Origin of the sequence: Paracoccus endophyticus (genome assembly GCF_003286075.1) — a bacterium.
GTDB classification, from domain to species: domain Bacteria; phylum Pseudomonadota; class Alphaproteobacteria; order Rhodobacterales; family Rhodobacteraceae; genus Paracoccus; species Paracoccus endophyticus.
On record NZ_QLUV01000001.1, the window covers coordinates 468882 to 486202 of the forward strand.

The following is a 17321-nucleotide window of genomic DNA, read 5'->3' on the forward strand; positions in this document are numbered from 1 at the left end:
GGCGCGGCCCCGCCCGGCGTGCGTGGATCGCTGACCCTTGGCTTCGACACGTCGGCCGCGCATTGCGCGGCCGCGCTGGTTTCCGGCGGCCGGGTTCTGGCGCAGTGCTGCGAGCCGATGACCCGCGGACAGGCCGAGCGCCTGTTTCCCCTGCTGCAGGATCTGCTTTCGTCGCAGGGATTGGGCTGGTCCGACCTGACCGCGATCGGCGTCGGCGTCGGTCCGGGCAATTTCACCGGCATCCGCATCTCGGTCGCCGCCGCGCGCGGCCTGGCGCTGTCGCTGGGCATTCCCGCGGTGGGGATCACCACGACCGAGGCCGCCGCCCTCGACCTGCCGCGCCCGTGCCGCGTCGTGGTCCCGTTGCGCGGCGACGAGGTGCTGTGGCAGGATTTCGGGCATGCGCCCGAGGGGCCGGTCCCGGCGCCCCTCGGTGCCCCGCCCGCGCAGGGTGACGCTGCCGCGCTGGGCGAGACGCTGACCGCGACGGGCCAGGGCCGTCGGGGTGGGGCCGGGGCGCAGGCGCTGACGGGCACGCACGCCGCACCCGCCCCCGGGCCGCGGCCGGATTTCCCCGCGCAGTCCGCGCCGGCGCCTCGGGGGTCAACGCCGAATGGCGGGGCGCAGGCCGGCCCGGCGCAGGGCCTGCGCGACGCGCTGCCCCCCGGCCCGCCGGTTGCCGAACCCCTGTGGCCGCAGGCCGCGGCCATCGCCCTGCTGGCCGAGCGGCGGGCTGCTGCGGGCAGCGCGCTGCCACGGCCTGCGCCCGTTTACCTGCGCCCTGCCGACGCGGCACCGCCCCGCGACGCAGCCCCGGCGCTGCTGCCATGACGCCCGAGGCGCTGGCCGCGCTGCACGCGCGCTGCTTTGTCCGTCCGCCGCCCTGGACGGCCGGGGCCTTCGCTGCGCTGCTGGCAAGCCCGGGCGTGTTCCTGCTGACCCATCCGGCGGGCGATCCCCCGGCCCCGGGCTTTCTGCTGGGCCGGGCCGTGGCGGGCGAGGCCGAGGTGCTGACGCTGGCCGTCGATCCCGCCGTCCGCCGCGCCGGGGCGGGCCGGACCCTGATCGCCGCGTTCCTGGTCGAGGCCCGCCAGCGCGACGCGCGGGAGGCGTTCCTGGAGGTCGCGTCCAACAACGACGCCGCGCTTGGCCTTTATGCGGCGACCGGCTGGCAGGCTGCGGGACGCCGCCCCGGCTATTACGGCCCCGGGATCGACGCGCTGGTCCTGCGACACGCGCTCGCCTGAGCGCAGGGATCGCCGCGGCGCGCACGGCGCTGGGCCGGGTGGGCAGCCGCCTGTCAACCGGCAAGTCCGGTCTCAACGACGCGCTGTGTCCACTCGGTGCAAGTGCCGTAACGAATTCGCCCGGCCCTCTGGCCACGGCCGAAATCGGCCCCCGCTCCGACCCGGCGGCTCACCCGTCCTTCCGCTCGGCGTCGCGGCGGGCCTGCGCCTTCAGCGTCTGCCCCAGGGCGCCCAGCGCCTCGGCGCGGCCGAACGCGCGCGCGGCGGTTTGCCGGGCCGCCTCGTATCCGGGGCGCATCGCGTCCAGGTCGACCTGCGCGCGCGTCAGGGCCTCGGCACGATAGCCCACCAGCGCGTGCGCCACCCGCCACTCGTCCAGGCTTGCCCCCGGACTGCTGCTGGCGGCGGCGGCCAGGTCCTGGCGTCCGGCCTCGAGGCGCTGTTCGGCCGCGACCACCTGGCTGCGATACACCGAAAAGCGCCGCAGTTCGATGTCGGCCTTCAACCGCGCCATGGCCTCGAGCTTGCCGAGCGTCGCGATGGTCCGGCTCATCCGCGGCCTGCCCCTCTCCGGCCGCCCGGACGGGACGTTCCCGCGCCGCGGGCTTGGCCCCGTGCTGCGCCCGAGTCCGCCTGGGGGGCCCGGCATCCTTGCGGCCGGGCGCGCCCGTGCTGTCCCCTCACGACTCGGTCCCTCCCTCGGGCGAGCCGCCCCAGCCCTGCCGCGCCTTGACCCGCATGGCCTCGGCAAAGCGGATCGCGGCGGCGACCGGGCCGAACTGATCGCGCGGGATCTCGTCGCCGATGCGCACCCCCGCGTGCAGCGCGCGGGCGCAGGGCGGGTCGGACCAGACCGGCACCTTGTGGCTGCGCGCGCGCTCGCGGATGCGGGCGGCGACCTCGTCCACGCCCTTGGCCAGGCACACCGGGGCCCGGCCGCTGCCGCGCTTCCATTCCAGCGCCACCGCATAATGGGTCGGGTTGACGATGACGACATCGGCCCGCTCGACATCCGCCAGCATGGTGCCCAGGGCCAGGTCCACCGCGCGCTGGCGCCGCGCGGCGCGCAGGTGGGGGTCGCCTTCGCTCTCCTTGTACTCGTCCTCGACCTCCTTGCGGGTCATGCGGTTGCGGCGCCGGAACTCGAGCCATTTCCAGACCAGGTCGATGCCCGCGAAGGCGGCCGCCACGCCAAGCGCCAGCACCAGCGCCTGTCGCACCACCACCGGCAGGGCCGCGATCCAGGCGCGCGGGTCGCCCTGCGCGGACTGCATGATCCGGTCCGTCAGGTCCGAAAAGATCATCCAGCCACCCAGCGACACCGCCGCCACGCGGGCCACCGACATCAGAAAGGCCAGCAGGGCCTTGCCCCCGAACTTCTGGCCGAAGTTCGCGACCGGGTTGATCCGCTTGATGTCGGGCACAAGCCGCGACGGGGTGAAGACCAGGCCGCGCTGCAGCACCAGCCCGACCAGCACCAGCCCGGCAGGCACCGCCGCAACCGCAAGGACGCCAAGGGCCGCGTGGCCGGCCAGCGCCAGCGCGGGCGCGCCCGCGTCTGCGGGCCACGGCTCGGCCCCCAGCAGCCGGGCGCCCATCGCCATCCCGCCCGGCAGCAGCATCCCGCCGCCCAGCGTCAGCGCCAGGACAAGCCCCAGCCAGGACAGCGCCGTATTCACCTCGGCAGACCGCGGGATGTCGCCCTTTTCGCGCGCCCGCCGCAGCTTCTGCTCCGATGGCTCGTGCTGGCGGTCGGCGTCGTCCTCGCTCATGCGCCCTCCCCCAGCGAAAAGCCCAGGACGTGATCGGCCCACAGGCCCAGGACCGAGGGGGTCACGATCGCCAGCGCGATCAGCGCCACAAGGATGGCCGCCGGGGCCAGCAGGAACACGATCGGCAGCGCCGGCATGACCCGCGCCACGACCCCCGACAACAGCTGGAACAGCAGCCCGCCCAGGATGAAGGGCGAGGCCAGCACCATGGCCAGCGCAAAGCTGTCGGCCAGCAGCGGCACGATCATTCCCACCACGTCGCCGGCCTGCGGCCAGGCGCCCGGGGGGCGCAGCTGGAAGCTGTCGGCCAGCAGCCGGCAGACCATGACCGGCAGACCCAGCGCGAACAGGGTCGCCAGCCCGGCCAGGTGCAGCAGGTTGCCGATCGGATGGGGCGGCATGTCCTCGGAGATGCCCAGGATCTGCGACAGCGAGGCGTTTTGCGCCAGCGCCGTGGCCGCGATGTCCAGCGCAAAGGCCAGCAGGCGCACGAACAGCCCCAGCATCGCGCCCGTCGCCATCTCGGCGGCGACGGCCACGATCGGCAGCCCGTCCGGCACGGCCGCCGGCTGCGCGAACAGCGGCGTCAGCGCCATGGCCACGGCCACCTTGACCCGCGCGGTCAGCAGCCGTTCCCCGAAGCCCGGCAGGGTCAGCAGGCAGGCCTGGATGCGCGCATAGGCAAGCGCAAGCCCCAGCAGGACGCCGGGCGCGGGCAGCGCGGCGGCCGCGTCGGCCAGCCCCGCCGGGCTCACGGCTCGACCGTGGCGACCAGGCGGACCTGCGCCGCCGGATCGACCTCGTCCATGCCCAGCACCGGCCAGCCAATCCCGGCCGAGGCCACCACCGCGCGCACCATGCGCCGGCGATGATCGGGGACCACCAGCGCCGGCTGGGTTTCCGCCGAGAGCGACGCCGCCGCGTGGCGCAGCTGGTCGGCCAGGCGGCGCACCAGCGGCGGCGTCAGGGCCGAGGACCCGCGCGGCGCCTCGGCCTCGGCGCGCTGGAACTCGGCCTCCCACTGGGCCTGCATCTGCACCACGTCCAGGCGCGCGTCCGGGCCGCCCAACTGCTCGGTGATCTGCCCGCGCAGGCGCCGGCGGACCACGTCGCAGGCCAGGTCGGGGTCGGTCGAGCGGCTTTCGTAGATCGCCTCGATGATCAGGGGCAGGTTGCGCAGCGAGACGCGGTCCTCGAGCAGCTGGCGCAGCACCGCCAGCAGCAGGTCGGGCGAGACCTTGTCGGGGATCATGCTGTCGAACACCCGCTGATAGCCCTGCGCGCGGGTCTCGTCCGACAGGCCGCGCAATTCCTGCATCAGGCGCTGCATGGCGGCCAGGGTGAACAGCGCCGGCAGCTGCGCCTTGACGGTTTCCATCAGGTGGGTGGACAGCACCTCCATCGGGGTGACGACCGTGGCGCCGGCCATGGCCGCCTGGTCCTGGCGGCCCGGGTCGATCCAGCGGGCGGCGCTGTCGTAGACGGGCTCGCGCGTGGGCTCGCCGCCCAGCGGCTCGAGCACGGGGTCCGCGCCGAGCGCCAGCACCTGCCGGGGATGGAGGGACCCGCGCGCCCGCACGACCCCGTGCACGCGGATGACATAGTCGCCGCCGCCGAACCCCGCGCCGTCCGTGATGCGGACGTCGGGCAGGATCACCCCATAGCTGCGCGCGATGTGGATGCGCAGGTTGTTGATGCGGCTGCCCAGTCCCTTGCCGGGGTCCAGCGCGCTGGCAATCAGGTCGGGGCCGATCTCGACGCAGATCTCGTCGGTGTCCAGCACGTCGCCGATCCGGGGCCGGCGGTCGGGGCTGTCGGCCGCGGCGGCGGGCGCGGGCGCTGCGGGCGGCGGGCGGGTCGCGTTGCGCCAGGCAAACCCCGCAGAGACGCCCGCGATCGCCAGAAAGATCAGGGTCGGCATGCCGGGCACCATCGCCATCACCGCCATCCCCCCCGCCACCAGTGCGGGCGCGTGCCAGCCGTCGGTGAACTGGCGCGAGATCAGGTCGGCGGTCGGCTCGCTCGCCCCCCCCCGCGACAGCAGCAGCGCCGCCGCCATCGAGGTGATCAGCGACGGAACCTGGCTGACCAGGCCGTCGCCGATGGTCAGCTGCGAATAGGTGGCCAGCGCCTCGCCTGCGGGCAGGCCGTGCGACACGATCCCGATGCCCAGGCCCACGAAGAAGTTGATGGCGGTGATCGCCAGCCCCGCCACGGCGTCGCCCTTGACGAACTTCGACGCGCCGTCCAGCGAGCCGTAGAAGCTGATCTCGCGCTGGTCGTTCAGGCGGCGGCGCTTGGCCTCGTCGTGGTCGATTGCGCCCGAGTTCAGGTCGCCGTCGATGGCCAGCTGCTTGCCCGGCAGCGAATCCAGCGCGAAGCGGGCCGAGACCTCGGCCATCCGTCCCGAGCCCTTGGTGATGACCATGAAGTTCACGATCGAGATGACCGCAAAGATCGTCAGCCCGACCATCAGCGAGCCCCCGGCCACAAAGGTGGCAAAGCCGTTGATGACCTCGCCCGCGGCATCGGAGCCGGTGTGGCCCTCGGTCAGGATCAGCCGCGTGGACGAGACGTTCAGCGACAGGCGCATCAGCAGCGACACCAGCAGCATCACCGGAAAGGCCTGGAAATCGGTGGGCTTGTCCACGATGCAGGCCATGACCAGGATCAGCATGGCCGTTGCGATCGACAGCGAGATGCCCATGTCCAGCAGGCCCGCGGGGATCGGCACGACCATCGACATCACCACCCCGACCAGCGCCGCGGTGATCGCCAGTGGCCGCACCTGTCCCGCGCCCGCAGCACCCTTGGCGGGCCGGACGGCGGTCATGGCGCCCCCTGCGGTGCGGTGGGCGTGGCAGGCACGGCGGGATCGGGCGGGGCGCGGCCGGGCACGGCGGGCGCCGTCACCCAGTCCACCGGGCGCGCAGGGTCCTGCAGCAGACCGCTGCGGCGCAGGTGCACCAGGACCAGAAGCCGCTGGTCGGGCGGCAGGGCTTCCAGCTGCAGCAGATAGCCCGGCGGCAGGCCTTCGCCCGCCAGCAGGCGGCCGGTGGCATCGTCGATGATCGCGGCGGCCCCGGGGGCGATCGCCTGCGACAGCGCAAGGACGAGCGCGGCGATCATCATGCGGCCTTCTTCATGTCGCGCAGGGCGTTCTCGACCTCGGCAAAGCTGGGCCGCAGGTGGTCGGGCGCGGCCTGCCTGCCGACCTCGACGCACAGGTTCGTCGCATGCTGGTGAAGCCCCGCGATCAGCACCGCCTTGATGACGTCATAGAAGGCCAGGTCCTGATGCTCGGCGGCGGTCAGGCGCTGCGCCAGCGGGGCCACCAGCCCATAGGCCAGGAACACCCCCAGGAACGTCCCGACCAGCGCGCCGCCGATCATGCCGCCCAGCACCGCGGGCGGCTGGTCGATGGCGCCCATGGTCTTGATGACCCCCAGCACCGCGGCCACGATCCCCAGCGCGGGCAGCGCGTCGGCCATGTTCTGAAGGGCGTGGGGAACGTGCATCGCCTCGTCCTTCATCGACGCCATGCGCCGGGTCAGCATGTCCTCGACCTGATAGGGGTCGTCATAGTTCAGGCTGGCGGACCGCAGCGTGTCGGTGATCAGCGTCACGGCGCTGTCGTCGGCCAGGATGCGGGGATAGGCCGCGAAGATCGTCGAGCCGTGGGGGTTCTCGATATGCTCCTCCAGCTCGACAGGGTTGGTGCGCGCCAGCTTGAGCAGCTGGAACAGCAGGCAAAGCAGGCGGGTGTTGTCGTCCTCGTGCCAGCGCGCGCCCTTGAAGGCGCGGATCAGCCCCGGCAGCGTGTGCTTCAGCGTCGCCCCGTCGTTCGACAGCAGGTACGACCCGACCGCCGCGCCGCCGATCATCATCATCTCGAAGGGCAGCGAATGGGTGATGACGGCCATCTTGCCGCCCGCCAGGATATAGCCGCCGAAGACCATGGCGAAGGTCAGCACGATTCCCACGATCCCGAACATCGGCTACTCCGTCTGCAGGCGGCGCGCGCCCATGTGCGTGGTCAGGATCGCGGCCTGTCCGGGCTCGATCGCGGCGATGATGCGGGCGCCCGTCTCGGGCTGGACCCGGATCAGGATCTCGGCGGCGAAATCGGGCGGCAAGGTGGCCAGCACCGCCGCCGCCTCGGCCGGCTTCATGGCGTCATAGACCGCGATCAGCCGCTCGATCCCCTGCTCGACCCCCGCGCGCCGGCTGGCGGTTCCGTCGGCCGCCGCCGCCTTGGCGTCACGCAGCTGCACCAGCCGGGCCTTCAGCCGCTGCTCGGCCGCCGCGATCTCGTCCTTGCGGCGGTCGAGGTCGGCCAGCGCACGGTCGATGGCGATGCCCCGCAGCCGCAGGGTGTCGGCCAGGGCCACCGCCTCGGGCACGTCGCCGCAGCCGTCCAGCAGCGCGGCCGGCGCAGCGACGGCCGTCATGCCGGCGTCGAGGTCGAGCACGCGGGCGGCCTGCACGCCCACGGCGGCCGCCAGGGCAAGGCCGGTGACGATCAGGATCGGCCTAGACATCGGCGGCCTCGGACGGCTGGGGCAAGGGGGCCTGGGCCGACCTGCGGCGGCGCAAGGGCCGCCGCTCGGGCGGCTGCTGGTGCAACGCCCACAGCGCGCGTTCGGTCCGGGCACGCTCGATCTGGGTCGCCAGCGCCCGCGTCGCGGCCGTCGCCTCGGCCTTGGCGCCGCCAATCGCGGCCTCAAGGCGGTTGACCTCGGCGGTCATGACGGCAATCGCCCCGCCCAGGCCGGTTTCCAGGTCGTTCAGCCGGCGCAGCCGCGCCGACAGGACGAAACAGAACGCGGCCAGCACCGCGCCGAACGCCGCAAGGGCGATGTCCACAGCCAGGTCCAGTGTCATTGTATCCTGAACTCCGTGATCAGCAGGTCGCGCAGCGCCGCATCCCCCAGGACAAAGCGGGCCCGGGTCGCCAGTTCGAGACGGATGATCTCCAGTATCCCGCGCCGCTCGAACGCGGCGGGCTCGATCTCGGACAGGAAGCTGTTGAAGGCATCGCTGATCCGGGGCATCAGCGCGCGGGCCTGCGCCTGGGACGCGGGCTCGACCTCGATCATCGCGGTCAGCGCCAGGCTTTTTTCCTGCGGCCCCGGCAGGGTCAGCACGATCCGTGGCACGTCCACGAAGACGACGCCGGGTCCCGCGGGGGCGGCGTGCCCGGCCGGGGGGGACGCGCCGCCGACCAGCGCCAGTGGCGACCACAGGCCCAGGTACGTCGTGGCCAGCCCCCCGGCCAGCGCGCCGCCCGAGATCAGAAGCGGCAGCAGCCGTCCCATCCGGGAAGGGCGCGGCGCGGCGTCGCTGGTCTGGCTGATGTCGGTCATCTGATTCTCCGCCTTGTGAGCAGAGGGATAGCAGGCCGGCACTAACCGATTCTTAACGCCGCCCATGCCATCACGGTCCCGTCGCCAGGAACGGGCGATTCGAGGGAGTGGCGGATGCAGAAGCTGGCCGAATACTGGAAGGACCGCACGGCGGGGCAGAAACAGGCGCTGGTCGCGGCCTTCCTGGTCACGTTCCTGGGCATCGCGGGGTTTGCGTGGCTGGGCAACCGCACGTCCCTGGCGCTGCTCTATTCGGGACTGGACCCCGCGCAGGCCGGAGAGGTCATGGCGGCGCTGGACAAGACCGGCGTCCAATCGGAAATCCGCGGCGACGCGATCTGGGTGGATGCGGGCCAGCGCGACCGGCTGCGCATGACGCTGGCGGGCGAGGGGCTGCCCGCCGCGGGCGCCGCCGGATACGAGCTGCTCGACGGGATGTCGGGCTTTGGCACAACCTCGCAGATGTTCGACGCCGCCTATTGGCGCGCGAAGGAGGGCGAGCTGGCCCGCACCATCCTGGCCGTCCCGCAGATCAGGTCCGCGCGCGTCCACATCGCCGTGCCGCCCAGCCGCGGATACCGGCGCAGCGAGGCGGGATCGGCGTCGGTCACGGTCGTCACCGACGGCACGGCACTGGACGCACGGCAGGCGCGGTCGCTGCAATTCCTGATCGCATCGGGCGTGCCGGGGATGGACGCGGACCGCGTCAAGGTGATCGACAGCGCCCGGGGCGTTGTGTCCACAGGCGAGGAGGTCGCGGCCGCCGACCGGGCCGCCGAGATGAAGCGCAACGTCGAGCGCATCCTCGAGCCGCATGTGGGGCCGGGCAACGCCATCGTCGAGCTGAACCTGGACCTGGTCACCGAGACCGAGCAGACGACCGAGCAGCGCTTCGACCCCAGCGAACGGGCGCTGATCTCGCAGGAAAACGAGGAGACGTCCGACCAGTCCACCAACAGCGACGGGGGCGCGGTCACGGCGGCCTCGAACCTGCCGGACGGCAAGCAGGCGGGCGCCGAGCAGAACAAGAGCGCCAGTTCCGAAACCCGGCAGCGCCAGAACTACGAGGTGAGCAAGGTCACCCGCGAGATCGTCCGCCAGCCCGGCGCGACGCGGCGGCTGACCGTGGCCGTGCTGGTCAACGGCACGGCGCAGGCGGGACCCGACGGCACCCAGACGCTTGTCCCGCGCGACGAGGTCGAGCTGGACTCGCTGCGCGAGCTGGTCGCCTCGGCGGTGGGCTTCGACGAAGCCCGGGGCGACGTCATCACTGTGAAATCCCTGCCCTTCGCGGCGCTGGGGCAGGATGGCACGACCGCAAGCGCGGGGGGGCTGATCGACCGGCTGGCGCTGAACGACCTGGCGCGGCTGGCGCTGGTCGGCCTGTTCGCGCTGGCGCTGGCGATGCTGGTGCTGCGCCCGATGCTGAGGGCGCGCGCCCAGGCGGGGTCCGGCCCGTCCGCACAGCCGCTGCTGGACATCTCGGGACCGGGTGCTGCGCCGACGCCGGCGATGCTGCCGCTCGCCCCGGCCGCGCGCGAAGCCGAGGCGGCGCTTGCCCGGCCCGCGCTGGCGCTGAACGCCCCCGAGATCGACCGTGCGGGGCCGTCCGCGGACCCCGTGGCGCGTCTGCGCGCGCTGATGCGCGAGCGGCATGAGGACAGCCTGCGCGTTCTGTCGGGCTGGATCGAACAGAAAGAGAATGCGTGATGCTGGTGCAGCTTGAACGGTTCGACCGGGTCCGTGCCGGCGCCGTGCCGGTGGCCCGGTTCGAGGCCGCCGATCTCGAGGCCGCCTATGCGCGCGGTCTGTCGGACGGCGCAGGCGCCGCGCGCGACGAGGCCGCCGAACGGTTGATGGCCGCCCTGGCCGAAACCCGGGCCGCGCTGGCCCGAAGCGAGGCGGACCGTGCGGATGCGCGTCGCGTGGCCGTGCAGTCGCTGGCGCCCGTGCTGGATGCGCTGGTCACGGGCGTCCTGCCCACGGTGGCACGCGCGCGGCTGCAGGCGGCCTTGCTGCACGAGTTGACGCGCCTGGCCGACAGCGCAAGTCCCCTGCAAGGGGTGGTGCGCTGCGGCCCGGACCTCGCGCCCTTCGTCGCCGCCTGCGCGGGCCGGCCGGGCCTTGCCGGGCTGACGGTGGACGACAGCGGGCCGCCGGGCACCGCCGAGGCCTGCGTGATGGGCGGTCTCATCGTGTTCGATCAGCAGGCGGTGGCACAGGACCTGCACCGGCTGGTCGCCGAATTCCTGGAGGGAGCGTAACCATGGACGAGATCGCAAGCCTGATCGCGACCGATCACATCCAGGTCGAGATCACGATCCGGCTGGGGCAGATCAGGTTGTCGGTGGCCGAGCTTGGCGCGCTGCGGCCCGACGACGTGCTGCCGCTTGACCATGACATCGGCGAGGGCGTCGACATCTGCATCGGCGACAAGGTCGTCGCCCGGGGAGAGCTTGTCGACGACGGCAGCGGCGAGGGCCGGCTGGCGGTCCGCGTCCTTGGCCACGCGCCACGCGGATGACGGCGCGCACCGCGTGGGGGCGCCCGTCACGACCGGGTCGGCGGCGTTTCGGGGCCGGGCGGCTGTCCCGGCTGCATCAGGCAAAGGGCCGCGCGGTCGGCCTGGGCCTTGGCGTCCTGATCGGATGGGCGGCGCTGGCCGGGCCTGCGGCGGCGCAGGCTGCCGCCGATCCGGGCAGCCCCCTGAACGGGCTGGGCGAGAACGCGATCCTGCTGGTCGCGGGACTGACGCTGCTGTCGCTGGCGCCAGGACTTGCGATCATGGTGACCTGCTTTCCGTTCGTGGTCACGGTGCTGTCGATCCTGCGCCAGTCGATCGGGCTGCAGCAATCGCCGCCCAACATGCTGATCGTCAGCCTGGCGCTGTTTCTGTCCTGGTACGTGATGGACCCGGTGCTGCGCGACGCCTGGCAGCGCGCCGGCGCGCCGCTGCAGGCGGGCGAGATCACACTGGCCGAGGCGTTCGACCGGGGCGTCCCGCCCTTTCGCCGATTCATGGCCGACCGCACCGCCCCCGAGACGCTGGGCGCGCTGGCCGAGGTCGCACCGCCCGGCCTGGGGGGCGCGGAGGTGTCGGATCAGGCCCGGATGGACCCCGACACGGCCCCGCTGCCGCTGCTGGTGCCCGCCTTCATGCTGTCCGAAATCCAGCGCGCCTTCGCCATCGGCTTCATGGTCTCGCTGCCGTTCCTGATCATCGACCTGGTGGTGTCGGCCGTGCTGATGTCCATGGGGATGATGATGGTGCCGCCGACCGTGGTCGCCCTGCCGTTCAAGCTGGCGTTCTTCGTGGCGGTCGATGGCTGGGGGCTTGTCGCGGCCGCGCTGGTCCGCGGATACCAGCCATGACCGCGCGCCCCGGGACGCGCGCCCGTGGGCGCGGGCCTTCCGCCGCGGGCGGCCCGCAGCGGGCGGCGGGCGGCGGGTCGGGTCAGCCCGTCCGCGCGGGCCGTTCAGTCGGGGCGCACGCGGGCGGCGGTGCCGGCGGCAAAGGCCTCCAGCCGGGCGCGGGCGGCCTCCTGCGTGTTCACGACGCCCGCGACGGCCGCCTCGGCATAGGCCGCGTCCAGCGCGCTCATGTTCTGCATGTGGGACACGGCCGAGCAGATGGCAAAGTTCGACAAGGGCGGGTTGCGGGCGGCGGCAAGCGCCAGCTCATGCGCCTTGGCCTCGCTGTCCTCGACCAGATACTGCGCCAGCCCCACGTCCACCGCCTGCTGGCCGCGATACAGCCGGCCGGTCAGCATCATGTCGATCATCCGCGCCTTGCCGATCAGGCCCGCCACGCGGATCGTCGCGCCGCCGCCCGTGAAGAGGCCGCGCTGCCCCTCGGGCAGGCCGAAATAGGTGCCGGCGTCGGCCACGCGGATATGGGCGGCGGACGCCAGCTCAAGCCCGCCGCCGACGACCGCCCCCTTCAGCGCCGCGATGATCGGCACGCCGCCGTATTCCATCTTGTTGAACGCCTCGTGCCAGCGCAGGCAGATCTGCATGAACTCGGCGGCGCTGCGGTCGGCCTGCCAGTGTTCGACCAGATCCAGCCCGGCGCAGAAATGCGGCCCCGCCGCGCGCAGCACGCAGGCGCGCGCTCCCGCCCGCGGCAGCGCGGTGAACACGTCGATCAGCTCGTCGATCGTGGCGGCGTCCAGCGCGTTGCGCTTGGCCTCGCGGTTCAGCGTCACGGTGGCAATGCCGTCATCGTCCAGCGTGACCAGCAGGGTCCTGAACGTCAGGTCGGAGAGGGGGCGCATGGATCAGCCTTTCGGGATCAGGTGGATGACGACGGGAAGGGTGGCGATTCCCGCCGCCGTGGACAGCAGGATCGCCGCCGAGACACGCTCTTCGGCGACCCGGAAATGATGGGCGAGGATGTAGACATTGCCCGCCACGGGCAGGGCCGCGGCCGCCACCATGACGCCGGCGGCGACCGGATCGACGCCCAGCCCCCAGGCGGCGGCCCCCACGGCGACCGGGTGCGCCACCAGCTTGGCCGCCGACAGCCCCACCGCCGGGCCGATCCGGCGGGCGGGGCCATTGGCCAGCGACGCGCCGATGGCAAACAGCGCGCCGGGCGTCGCCGCGCCGCCCAGCAGCGACAGGAACTCGGCCGCGGGGGCGGGCAGGGGCAGGCCGGCCGCGGACCAGGCCAAGCCCGCCAGCATCGACACGATCATCGGATTGGCCGCGATGCCGCGCACAAGCGGCAGCAGCATCCGCAGCCCGATCCGGCCGTGGCGAGCGGCGGTGATGATCAGCGTGATCAGCGTCGAGAACACGATCATGTCGAGCGTCAGCACCATCAGGACCGGCCCGACGGCGGCCGGACCCAGCAGGACGACCAGCATCGGCACCCCCAGAAAGCCTGTGTTTCCGGTCATGGCCGTGTGGGCCTGCATGGCGGCATCGGCGGGCGGGGCGCCGCCGCGGCGCGACAGGGCGAAGACCAGCGCCCAGACCGCCCCCGACCCCGCCAGATAGGCCAGCACGAAACGCGGATCGAACAGCGTCGCCAGGTCCAGCGTCGCGGCAAAGCGGAACAGCATGGCCGACAGCGCAAAATAGAACACGAACCGCGTCAGCCATGCGGTCGCCTCGGCCGGAAACAGCCGCAGCCGCCCGGCCAGCCAGCCCGTCCCGATCAGCGCAAAGAACGGCAGGGTCTTGAGAAAGATCGCCAGCATGGCACCCCTTTCCCGGCCACCCCTTGTCGCGGCCCACAAAGCATCGGGGCGACCCGGGCGCAAGCAAGGGCCGCCGGGACTGCGGTCGATGCCGGCAGGGGTCCGCGGCGCCCCCTGGGGGACAGCGGGGCCGCGCGGCCCGGTCATGGCCCCCGGCGGCGGCGCGATGCCGGGGGGCGCGCGCTCAGCGCCAGCGCGCCGCCTCGGCGGTCAGCGGGTGGTTGGGATGGCGGCGGGCAAAGCCCTGCCACGCCTCGGGCGTGCCGGCCAGGCGGGCGGCGTCGAAGGCAGCGATCACCCCTGCCTCGCCCCCGGCTGCGGCGCGGCCTTGCGCGGGGTCGTCCGGGGTGCGGCGCGCGGCCAGCGCCGCCCGGATGCGCGGGGCGCTGGCGTCGTCGGGATGGCGCGCCAGAAACAGGATCAGCGCGGCGTTCGAGCCGTCGGCCAGCGCCGCCTCGGCCTCGGCCCGTTCGGGCGCGCCGGCGGGGGCGGGCGGCGGCAGCGGGTCCGAGCGGTCGGGCCGCATCCCCTGCACGCCGGGCGGCGGGGGATCTGCGGGGGTCGCGCCGGGTTCGGCGTCCGGGGTGCTGCCCGCGGCCAGGCATCCGGCGGCCAGCAGCGTGGCGATCAGCGAGGGGTTGCGCATCGGGGAACCTTTCCATCTGTCGGGCGCGGCGGACGGCGCCGCAGCAAACGGGCGCGGCGGATGGGCCGCGCCCGGATTGTCAGGGCAGCGGGGTCAGACGATCAGCAGGTCGTCGCCCAGCAGGAGCTTGTTCGCCACGTTCTCGACCAGCAGGGTGTTGCCGCCGCCGAAGTTGAACAGCACGTCCCCCGCCACGTTCGTCGCATAGGACAGCATCTGCGCGACGGTCCGCGCGCCGCCGCCCCACAGGGCGTCGTCCAGCCCGATCGTGTCGATGTTGTTGACGAAATCCGCGACCCGGTCGGCCCCGCTGCGAAAGATCAGCGTGTCCGCCCCCAGACCGCCCCACAGCGCGTCGTTGCCGACACCGCCGTCCAGCCGGTCGTTTCCGTCCTGCCCGGCCAGCCTGTCGCTGCCGGCCGCCCCCAGCAGCCGGTCGTTGCCCAACCCGCCCCGGAGCGTGTTCGCCCCGGTGTTGCCGGTGATCTGGTTGGACAGCGCGTTGCCGGCCCCCGACAGGTTCGCCCCGCCCAGCAGGGTCAGGTTTTCCAGGTTCGCCCCCAGCGTCAGCGTCGCCGAGCTGCGGACCGTGTCCACGCCGCCGCCCGCCGCCTCGGTGATCAGGTCGAGGCCGTCGGTGACATAGGTGTCGTTGCCGCCCGCGCCGATCAGCGTGTCGGCCCCGGCGTTGCCCGCCAGCCAGTTCTGGCCGGCGTTGCCCTGGATGCGGTTGGCCAGCGCGTTGCCGAACCCGTCGGTGTTGCCGGCGCCGGTCAGGACCAGCCGCTCGACATTGGCGGCCATGGTGTAGCTGACCGAGCTGTAGACGCTGTCGGTGCCGGCGCCAGCCCCTTCCACGATGGTGTCGCCGCCGTTCACAAAATAGACGTCGCTGCCGAAGCCGCCGACCAGAATGTCAAGGCCGGAGCCAGCGTTCAGGGTGTCGTTGCCCGCCTCCCCCAGCAGGCTGTCGTTGCCGGCATCGCCATACACCCTGTCGTCGCCCGCGCCCGCGACCAGCGTGTCGTTGCCGCCGCCGCCGTTCAGCCTGTTGGCGCCCGCCGTTCCGATGACAGAATCCGCGCCATCGCCCAGGATCAGGTTCTCGAAGTTCACGTAGAGCTCGCTGCCATAGTTCGAACTGCCAGTGGTCAGGTCCAGCACATAGGGGCCGTCCCAGCGCGCCGTGTCCAGCAGGTCGACGCCGCTGCCGCCGTCCAGCGTCTCGCCACCCAGTTCGGCGATCATCGTGTCGTTGCCGTCCAGCCCATAGTAGCTGTGCGCTTCGCCGTCCGAGATGACGACGTCGTTGCCCGAACCGGCATAGAACAGCTCGATCCCCAACAGCGAGCCCACGACGGTGCCGCCGCCCGTGCGCGTCTCGCCCAGTTCGAAGTCGAAGACATGGCCCACGGTCAGGCTGCTGACGCTGAGCGTGTCGCTGCCGGTGCCGCCGTCCAGCACCGCATCGACCTGGGTCGCATCGCTGCCGTTCAGGTAATCGTTGCCGTCCCCGCCATACAGCGAATCGACGCCCCCTTGGCCATACAGCCAGTCGTTGCCGGTGTAGGACCAGATATAGTCGTCTCCGTCGCCCCCAAGGTTGTAGTCGTTGTCCTCGGCGCCATACAGCGTGTCGTTGCCGTCGCCGCCATACAGGGAATCGGCGCCGGTGCTGGTCCAGATATAGTCGTTGCCGGCGTTGCCGGTCATGACGTTGCCGGCCGCGTTGCCATACAGCGTGTCGCTGCCGCTGCCGCCGGTCGCGTTCTCGATCAGCGAGCGGGTGTCGCCCTTGTACAGCAGCGCGTTGTAGACGTTGCCGCTGGCATAGTTGCCCCCGCCCAGGAACGCGCGCTGCGTGGACGACAGCAGCGACGACGATCCCGGCGCAAGGTTGACCGTGACGCCCGTCGTATAGGACGACAGGTCATAGGTATCGATGCCGCCGCCGTCCCAGATGGTCATGAAGATGCGGTTCGCGCCGGGCGTGATCGCCGCCGACCCGTTGATCAGCGTGTCGCCCGAATCCGGGTTCCACTTGTAGGTCGTGGCGCCCGCGTTCGAGTTGAAGTCCGCGCCGTACATGTGCTGCAGGGCGGCGATGTCGTACATCATGTAGGTCTGGGCATAGCCGAACTGCTCGTTCGTATAGCCGGTCAGCGGAGCGCCCACATAGCTGCGATAGGTCATCACCGTGTATTCCATCGCGTCCAGATAGGACGGCATCGCGCCGAAGCCGCTGCCTTCCTGGCCGTGCTTCAGTCCCAGCGAATGGCCCAGCTCGTGCAGGATGGTGTGCCAGTGATAGTTGCCCATCACCGGCGTGCGCCCCGAGCCGCCGAAGAACGCGTCCCCCCCGGTGCTGCCGTTGTTGGGATAATAGGCATAGGCGGTGCCGGGGTTGGACGTGTTGGCCATCCGGATCGTGCCGGCGCTGTCGGTCACGGACCAGTCGATCGCTAGGTTGGTGAACGCCTCGACCGCAAAGCCGCGGGCGGCGCCCGGCTGGGTGTAGGTGGCCTCGTTCAGCGCGAAATGGGCGGCGCGCTGCTGGTCGGCGTTCACCATGCCGAAGTTCGACAGCGCCTCGGGATAGCCCGCGCCATAGTCGCTGGTCGCGTTCGGAAAGGAATAGGTGATGTAGCCGTCGGCCCAGCGGCTGCCGATCAGCAGCCCGTCGATGCCCTGGTTGCCGCTGGCGGCAACCGCGACCGTGGTGTCGCCGGACCCGTTCTCGACAGGGCGTTCGGCACGGGCTACCGCCCCGTCCGAGCGCAGGCCAAGACCGGGGTCCGACAGATCGTCGAACAACCCGCCCGCCAGCGACAGCGGGTCGCCGATCAGTCCGGGCCGGGCGATCAGCGGCGGCAGGTCGGGACCGGCCGCCGCGTCCGCCGGGGCGGGGGCATCGGGTGCGGGGGCCGCGGGCAGAAAGTCGATGGCCCGTGACGAGAGAAGCGAGTGGACGCGAGAGCGTGACATGGTGATCCTCGTTTTCCAAGCAGGGTTTCAGGACAAAGGCGGATCGCCAGCGCCGCGACGCAGGCGGGAGGCAGGCCGATGGCCCGCGTTCAGGACCGGTG

Annotated in this window: 19 protein-coding genes; 6 read left to right on the top strand and 13 right to left on the bottom strand. The window is 72.3% G+C overall.

What is annotated here, in order from left to right:
• The first annotated feature begins 18 nt into the window (after positions 1-18).
• A complete protein-coding gene (tsaB, locus tag DPQ23_RS02255; RefSeq protein WP_112873018.1) occupies positions 19-831 on the top strand; it encodes a tRNA (adenosine(37)-N6)-threonylcarbamoyltransferase complex dimerization subunit type 1 TsaB in 813 nt (270 codons plus the stop codon).
• On the top strand, positions 828-1247 hold the full coding sequence (locus DPQ23_RS02260; RefSeq protein ID WP_112873019.1) for a GNAT family N-acetyltransferase: 420 nt from the start codon (positions 828-830) through the stop codon (positions 1245-1247). The genes tsaB and DPQ23_RS02260 overlap by 4 nt, the downstream gene beginning before the upstream one ends.
• A gap of 169 nt (positions 1248-1416) precedes the next feature.
• Here the strand turns inward: DPQ23_RS02260 and DPQ23_RS02265 are convergent, their stop codons facing one another.
• From DPQ23_RS02265 to DPQ23_RS02305, 9 genes are all read right to left on the bottom strand, one after another.
• On the bottom strand, positions 1417-1800 hold the full coding sequence (locus DPQ23_RS02265; protein ID WP_112873020.1) for a hypothetical protein: 384 nt from the start codon (positions 1798-1800) through the stop codon (positions 1417-1419).
• 127 nt (positions 1801-1927) lie between these two features.
• Entirely contained in the window at positions 1928-3019 is a 1092-nt protein-coding gene (gene flhB / locus DPQ23_RS02270; protein WP_112873021.1) for a flagellar type III secretion system protein FlhB, read from the bottom strand.
• Positions 3016-3774, bottom strand: coding sequence for a flagellar biosynthetic protein FliR (locus tag DPQ23_RS02275; protein ID WP_240602323.1), 759 nt, complete (start codon positions 3772-3774; stop codon positions 3016-3018). The genes flhB and DPQ23_RS02275 overlap by 4 nt, the downstream gene beginning before the upstream one ends.
• The gene (locus DPQ23_RS02280; RefSeq protein WP_112873022.1) at positions 3771-5852 is read right to left on the bottom strand and encodes a flagellar biosynthesis protein FlhA; all 2082 of its coding nucleotides are present in this window, start codon (positions 5850-5852) and stop codon (positions 3771-3773) included. The genes DPQ23_RS02275 and DPQ23_RS02280 overlap by 4 nt, the downstream gene beginning before the upstream one ends.
• Positions 5849-6151, bottom strand: coding sequence for a hypothetical protein (locus DPQ23_RS02285; RefSeq protein ID WP_112873023.1), 303 nt, complete (start codon positions 6149-6151; stop codon positions 5849-5851). Before DPQ23_RS02285 ends, DPQ23_RS02280 begins: the two co-directional genes overlap by 4 nt.
• Complete coding sequence (gene motA / locus DPQ23_RS02290) at positions 6148-7014, bottom strand: flagellar motor stator protein MotA (protein ID WP_112873024.1); 867 nt, start codon at positions 7012-7014, stop codon at positions 6148-6150. Before motA ends, DPQ23_RS02285 begins: the two co-directional genes overlap by 4 nt.
• Positions 7015-7017: 3 nt before the next feature.
• Positions 7018-7560 carry a MotE family protein gene (locus DPQ23_RS02295; protein WP_112873025.1) on the bottom strand — a complete coding sequence of 181 codons (543 nt, stop codon included), beginning with the start codon at positions 7558-7560 and terminating at the stop codon, positions 7018-7020.
• Positions 7553-7903, bottom strand: a complete 351-nt coding sequence (locus DPQ23_RS02300; protein ID WP_112873026.1) for a hypothetical protein — start codon at positions 7901-7903, stop codon at positions 7553-7555. The genes DPQ23_RS02295 and DPQ23_RS02300 overlap by 8 nt, the downstream gene beginning before the upstream one ends.
• Positions 7900-8385, bottom strand: a complete 486-nt coding sequence (locus tag DPQ23_RS02305; protein WP_112873027.1) for a flagellar basal body-associated FliL family protein — start codon at positions 8383-8385, stop codon at positions 7900-7902. Before DPQ23_RS02305 ends, DPQ23_RS02300 begins: the two co-directional genes overlap by 4 nt.
• A 114-nt stretch (positions 8386-8499) precedes the next feature.
• Here DPQ23_RS02305 and fliF point away from each other — a divergent pair, with 114 nt between their 5' ends.
• The 4 genes from fliF to fliP are packed head-to-tail and all read left to right on the top strand — an operon-like array spanning position 8500 to position 11757.
• Positions 8500-10095 (top strand): flagellar basal-body MS-ring/collar protein FliF, encoded by a 1596-nt coding sequence (gene fliF, locus DPQ23_RS02310; protein ID WP_112873028.1) that lies wholly within the window; start codon positions 8500-8502, stop codon positions 10093-10095.
• Complete coding sequence (locus tag DPQ23_RS02315) at positions 10095-10649, top strand: hypothetical protein (protein ID WP_112873029.1); 555 nt, start codon at positions 10095-10097, stop codon at positions 10647-10649. Before fliF ends, DPQ23_RS02315 begins: the two co-directional genes overlap by 1 nt.
• A gap of 2 nt (positions 10650-10651) precedes the next feature.
• Positions 10652-10909: a FliM/FliN family flagellar motor switch protein gene (locus DPQ23_RS02320; RefSeq protein WP_112873030.1), complete on the top strand. Its 258-nt coding sequence runs from the start codon at positions 10652-10654 to the stop codon at positions 10907-10909.
• The gene (gene fliP, locus DPQ23_RS02325; protein ID WP_112873031.1) at positions 10906-11757 is read left to right on the top strand and encodes a flagellar type III secretion system pore protein FliP; all 852 of its coding nucleotides are present in this window, start codon (positions 10906-10908) and stop codon (positions 11755-11757) included. The genes DPQ23_RS02320 and fliP overlap by 4 nt, the downstream gene beginning before the upstream one ends.
• 104 nt (positions 11758-11861) lie before the next feature.
• Here the strand turns inward: fliP and DPQ23_RS02330 are convergent, their stop codons facing one another.
• From DPQ23_RS02330 to DPQ23_RS02345, 4 genes are all read right to left on the bottom strand, one after another.
• A complete protein-coding gene (locus DPQ23_RS02330) occupies positions 11862-12659 on the bottom strand; it encodes a crotonase/enoyl-CoA hydratase family protein (RefSeq protein ID WP_112873032.1) in 798 nt (265 codons plus the stop codon).
• A 3-nt stretch (positions 12660-12662) separates the two neighbouring features.
• Positions 12663-13589, bottom strand: coding sequence for an AEC family transporter (locus tag DPQ23_RS02335; RefSeq protein WP_112873033.1), 927 nt, complete (start codon positions 13587-13589; stop codon positions 12663-12665).
• Positions 13590-13773: 184 nt separating this feature from the next.
• Positions 13774-14235 carry a hypothetical protein gene (locus DPQ23_RS02340; RefSeq protein WP_112873034.1) on the bottom strand — a complete coding sequence of 154 codons (462 nt, stop codon included), beginning with the start codon at positions 14233-14235 and terminating at the stop codon, positions 13774-13776.
• 93 nt (positions 14236-14328) lie between these two features.
• On the bottom strand, positions 14329-17220 hold the full coding sequence (locus DPQ23_RS02345; RefSeq protein ID WP_112873035.1) for a M10 family metallopeptidase: 2892 nt from the start codon (positions 17218-17220) through the stop codon (positions 14329-14331).
• Positions 17221-17321 lie beyond the last annotated feature (101 nt).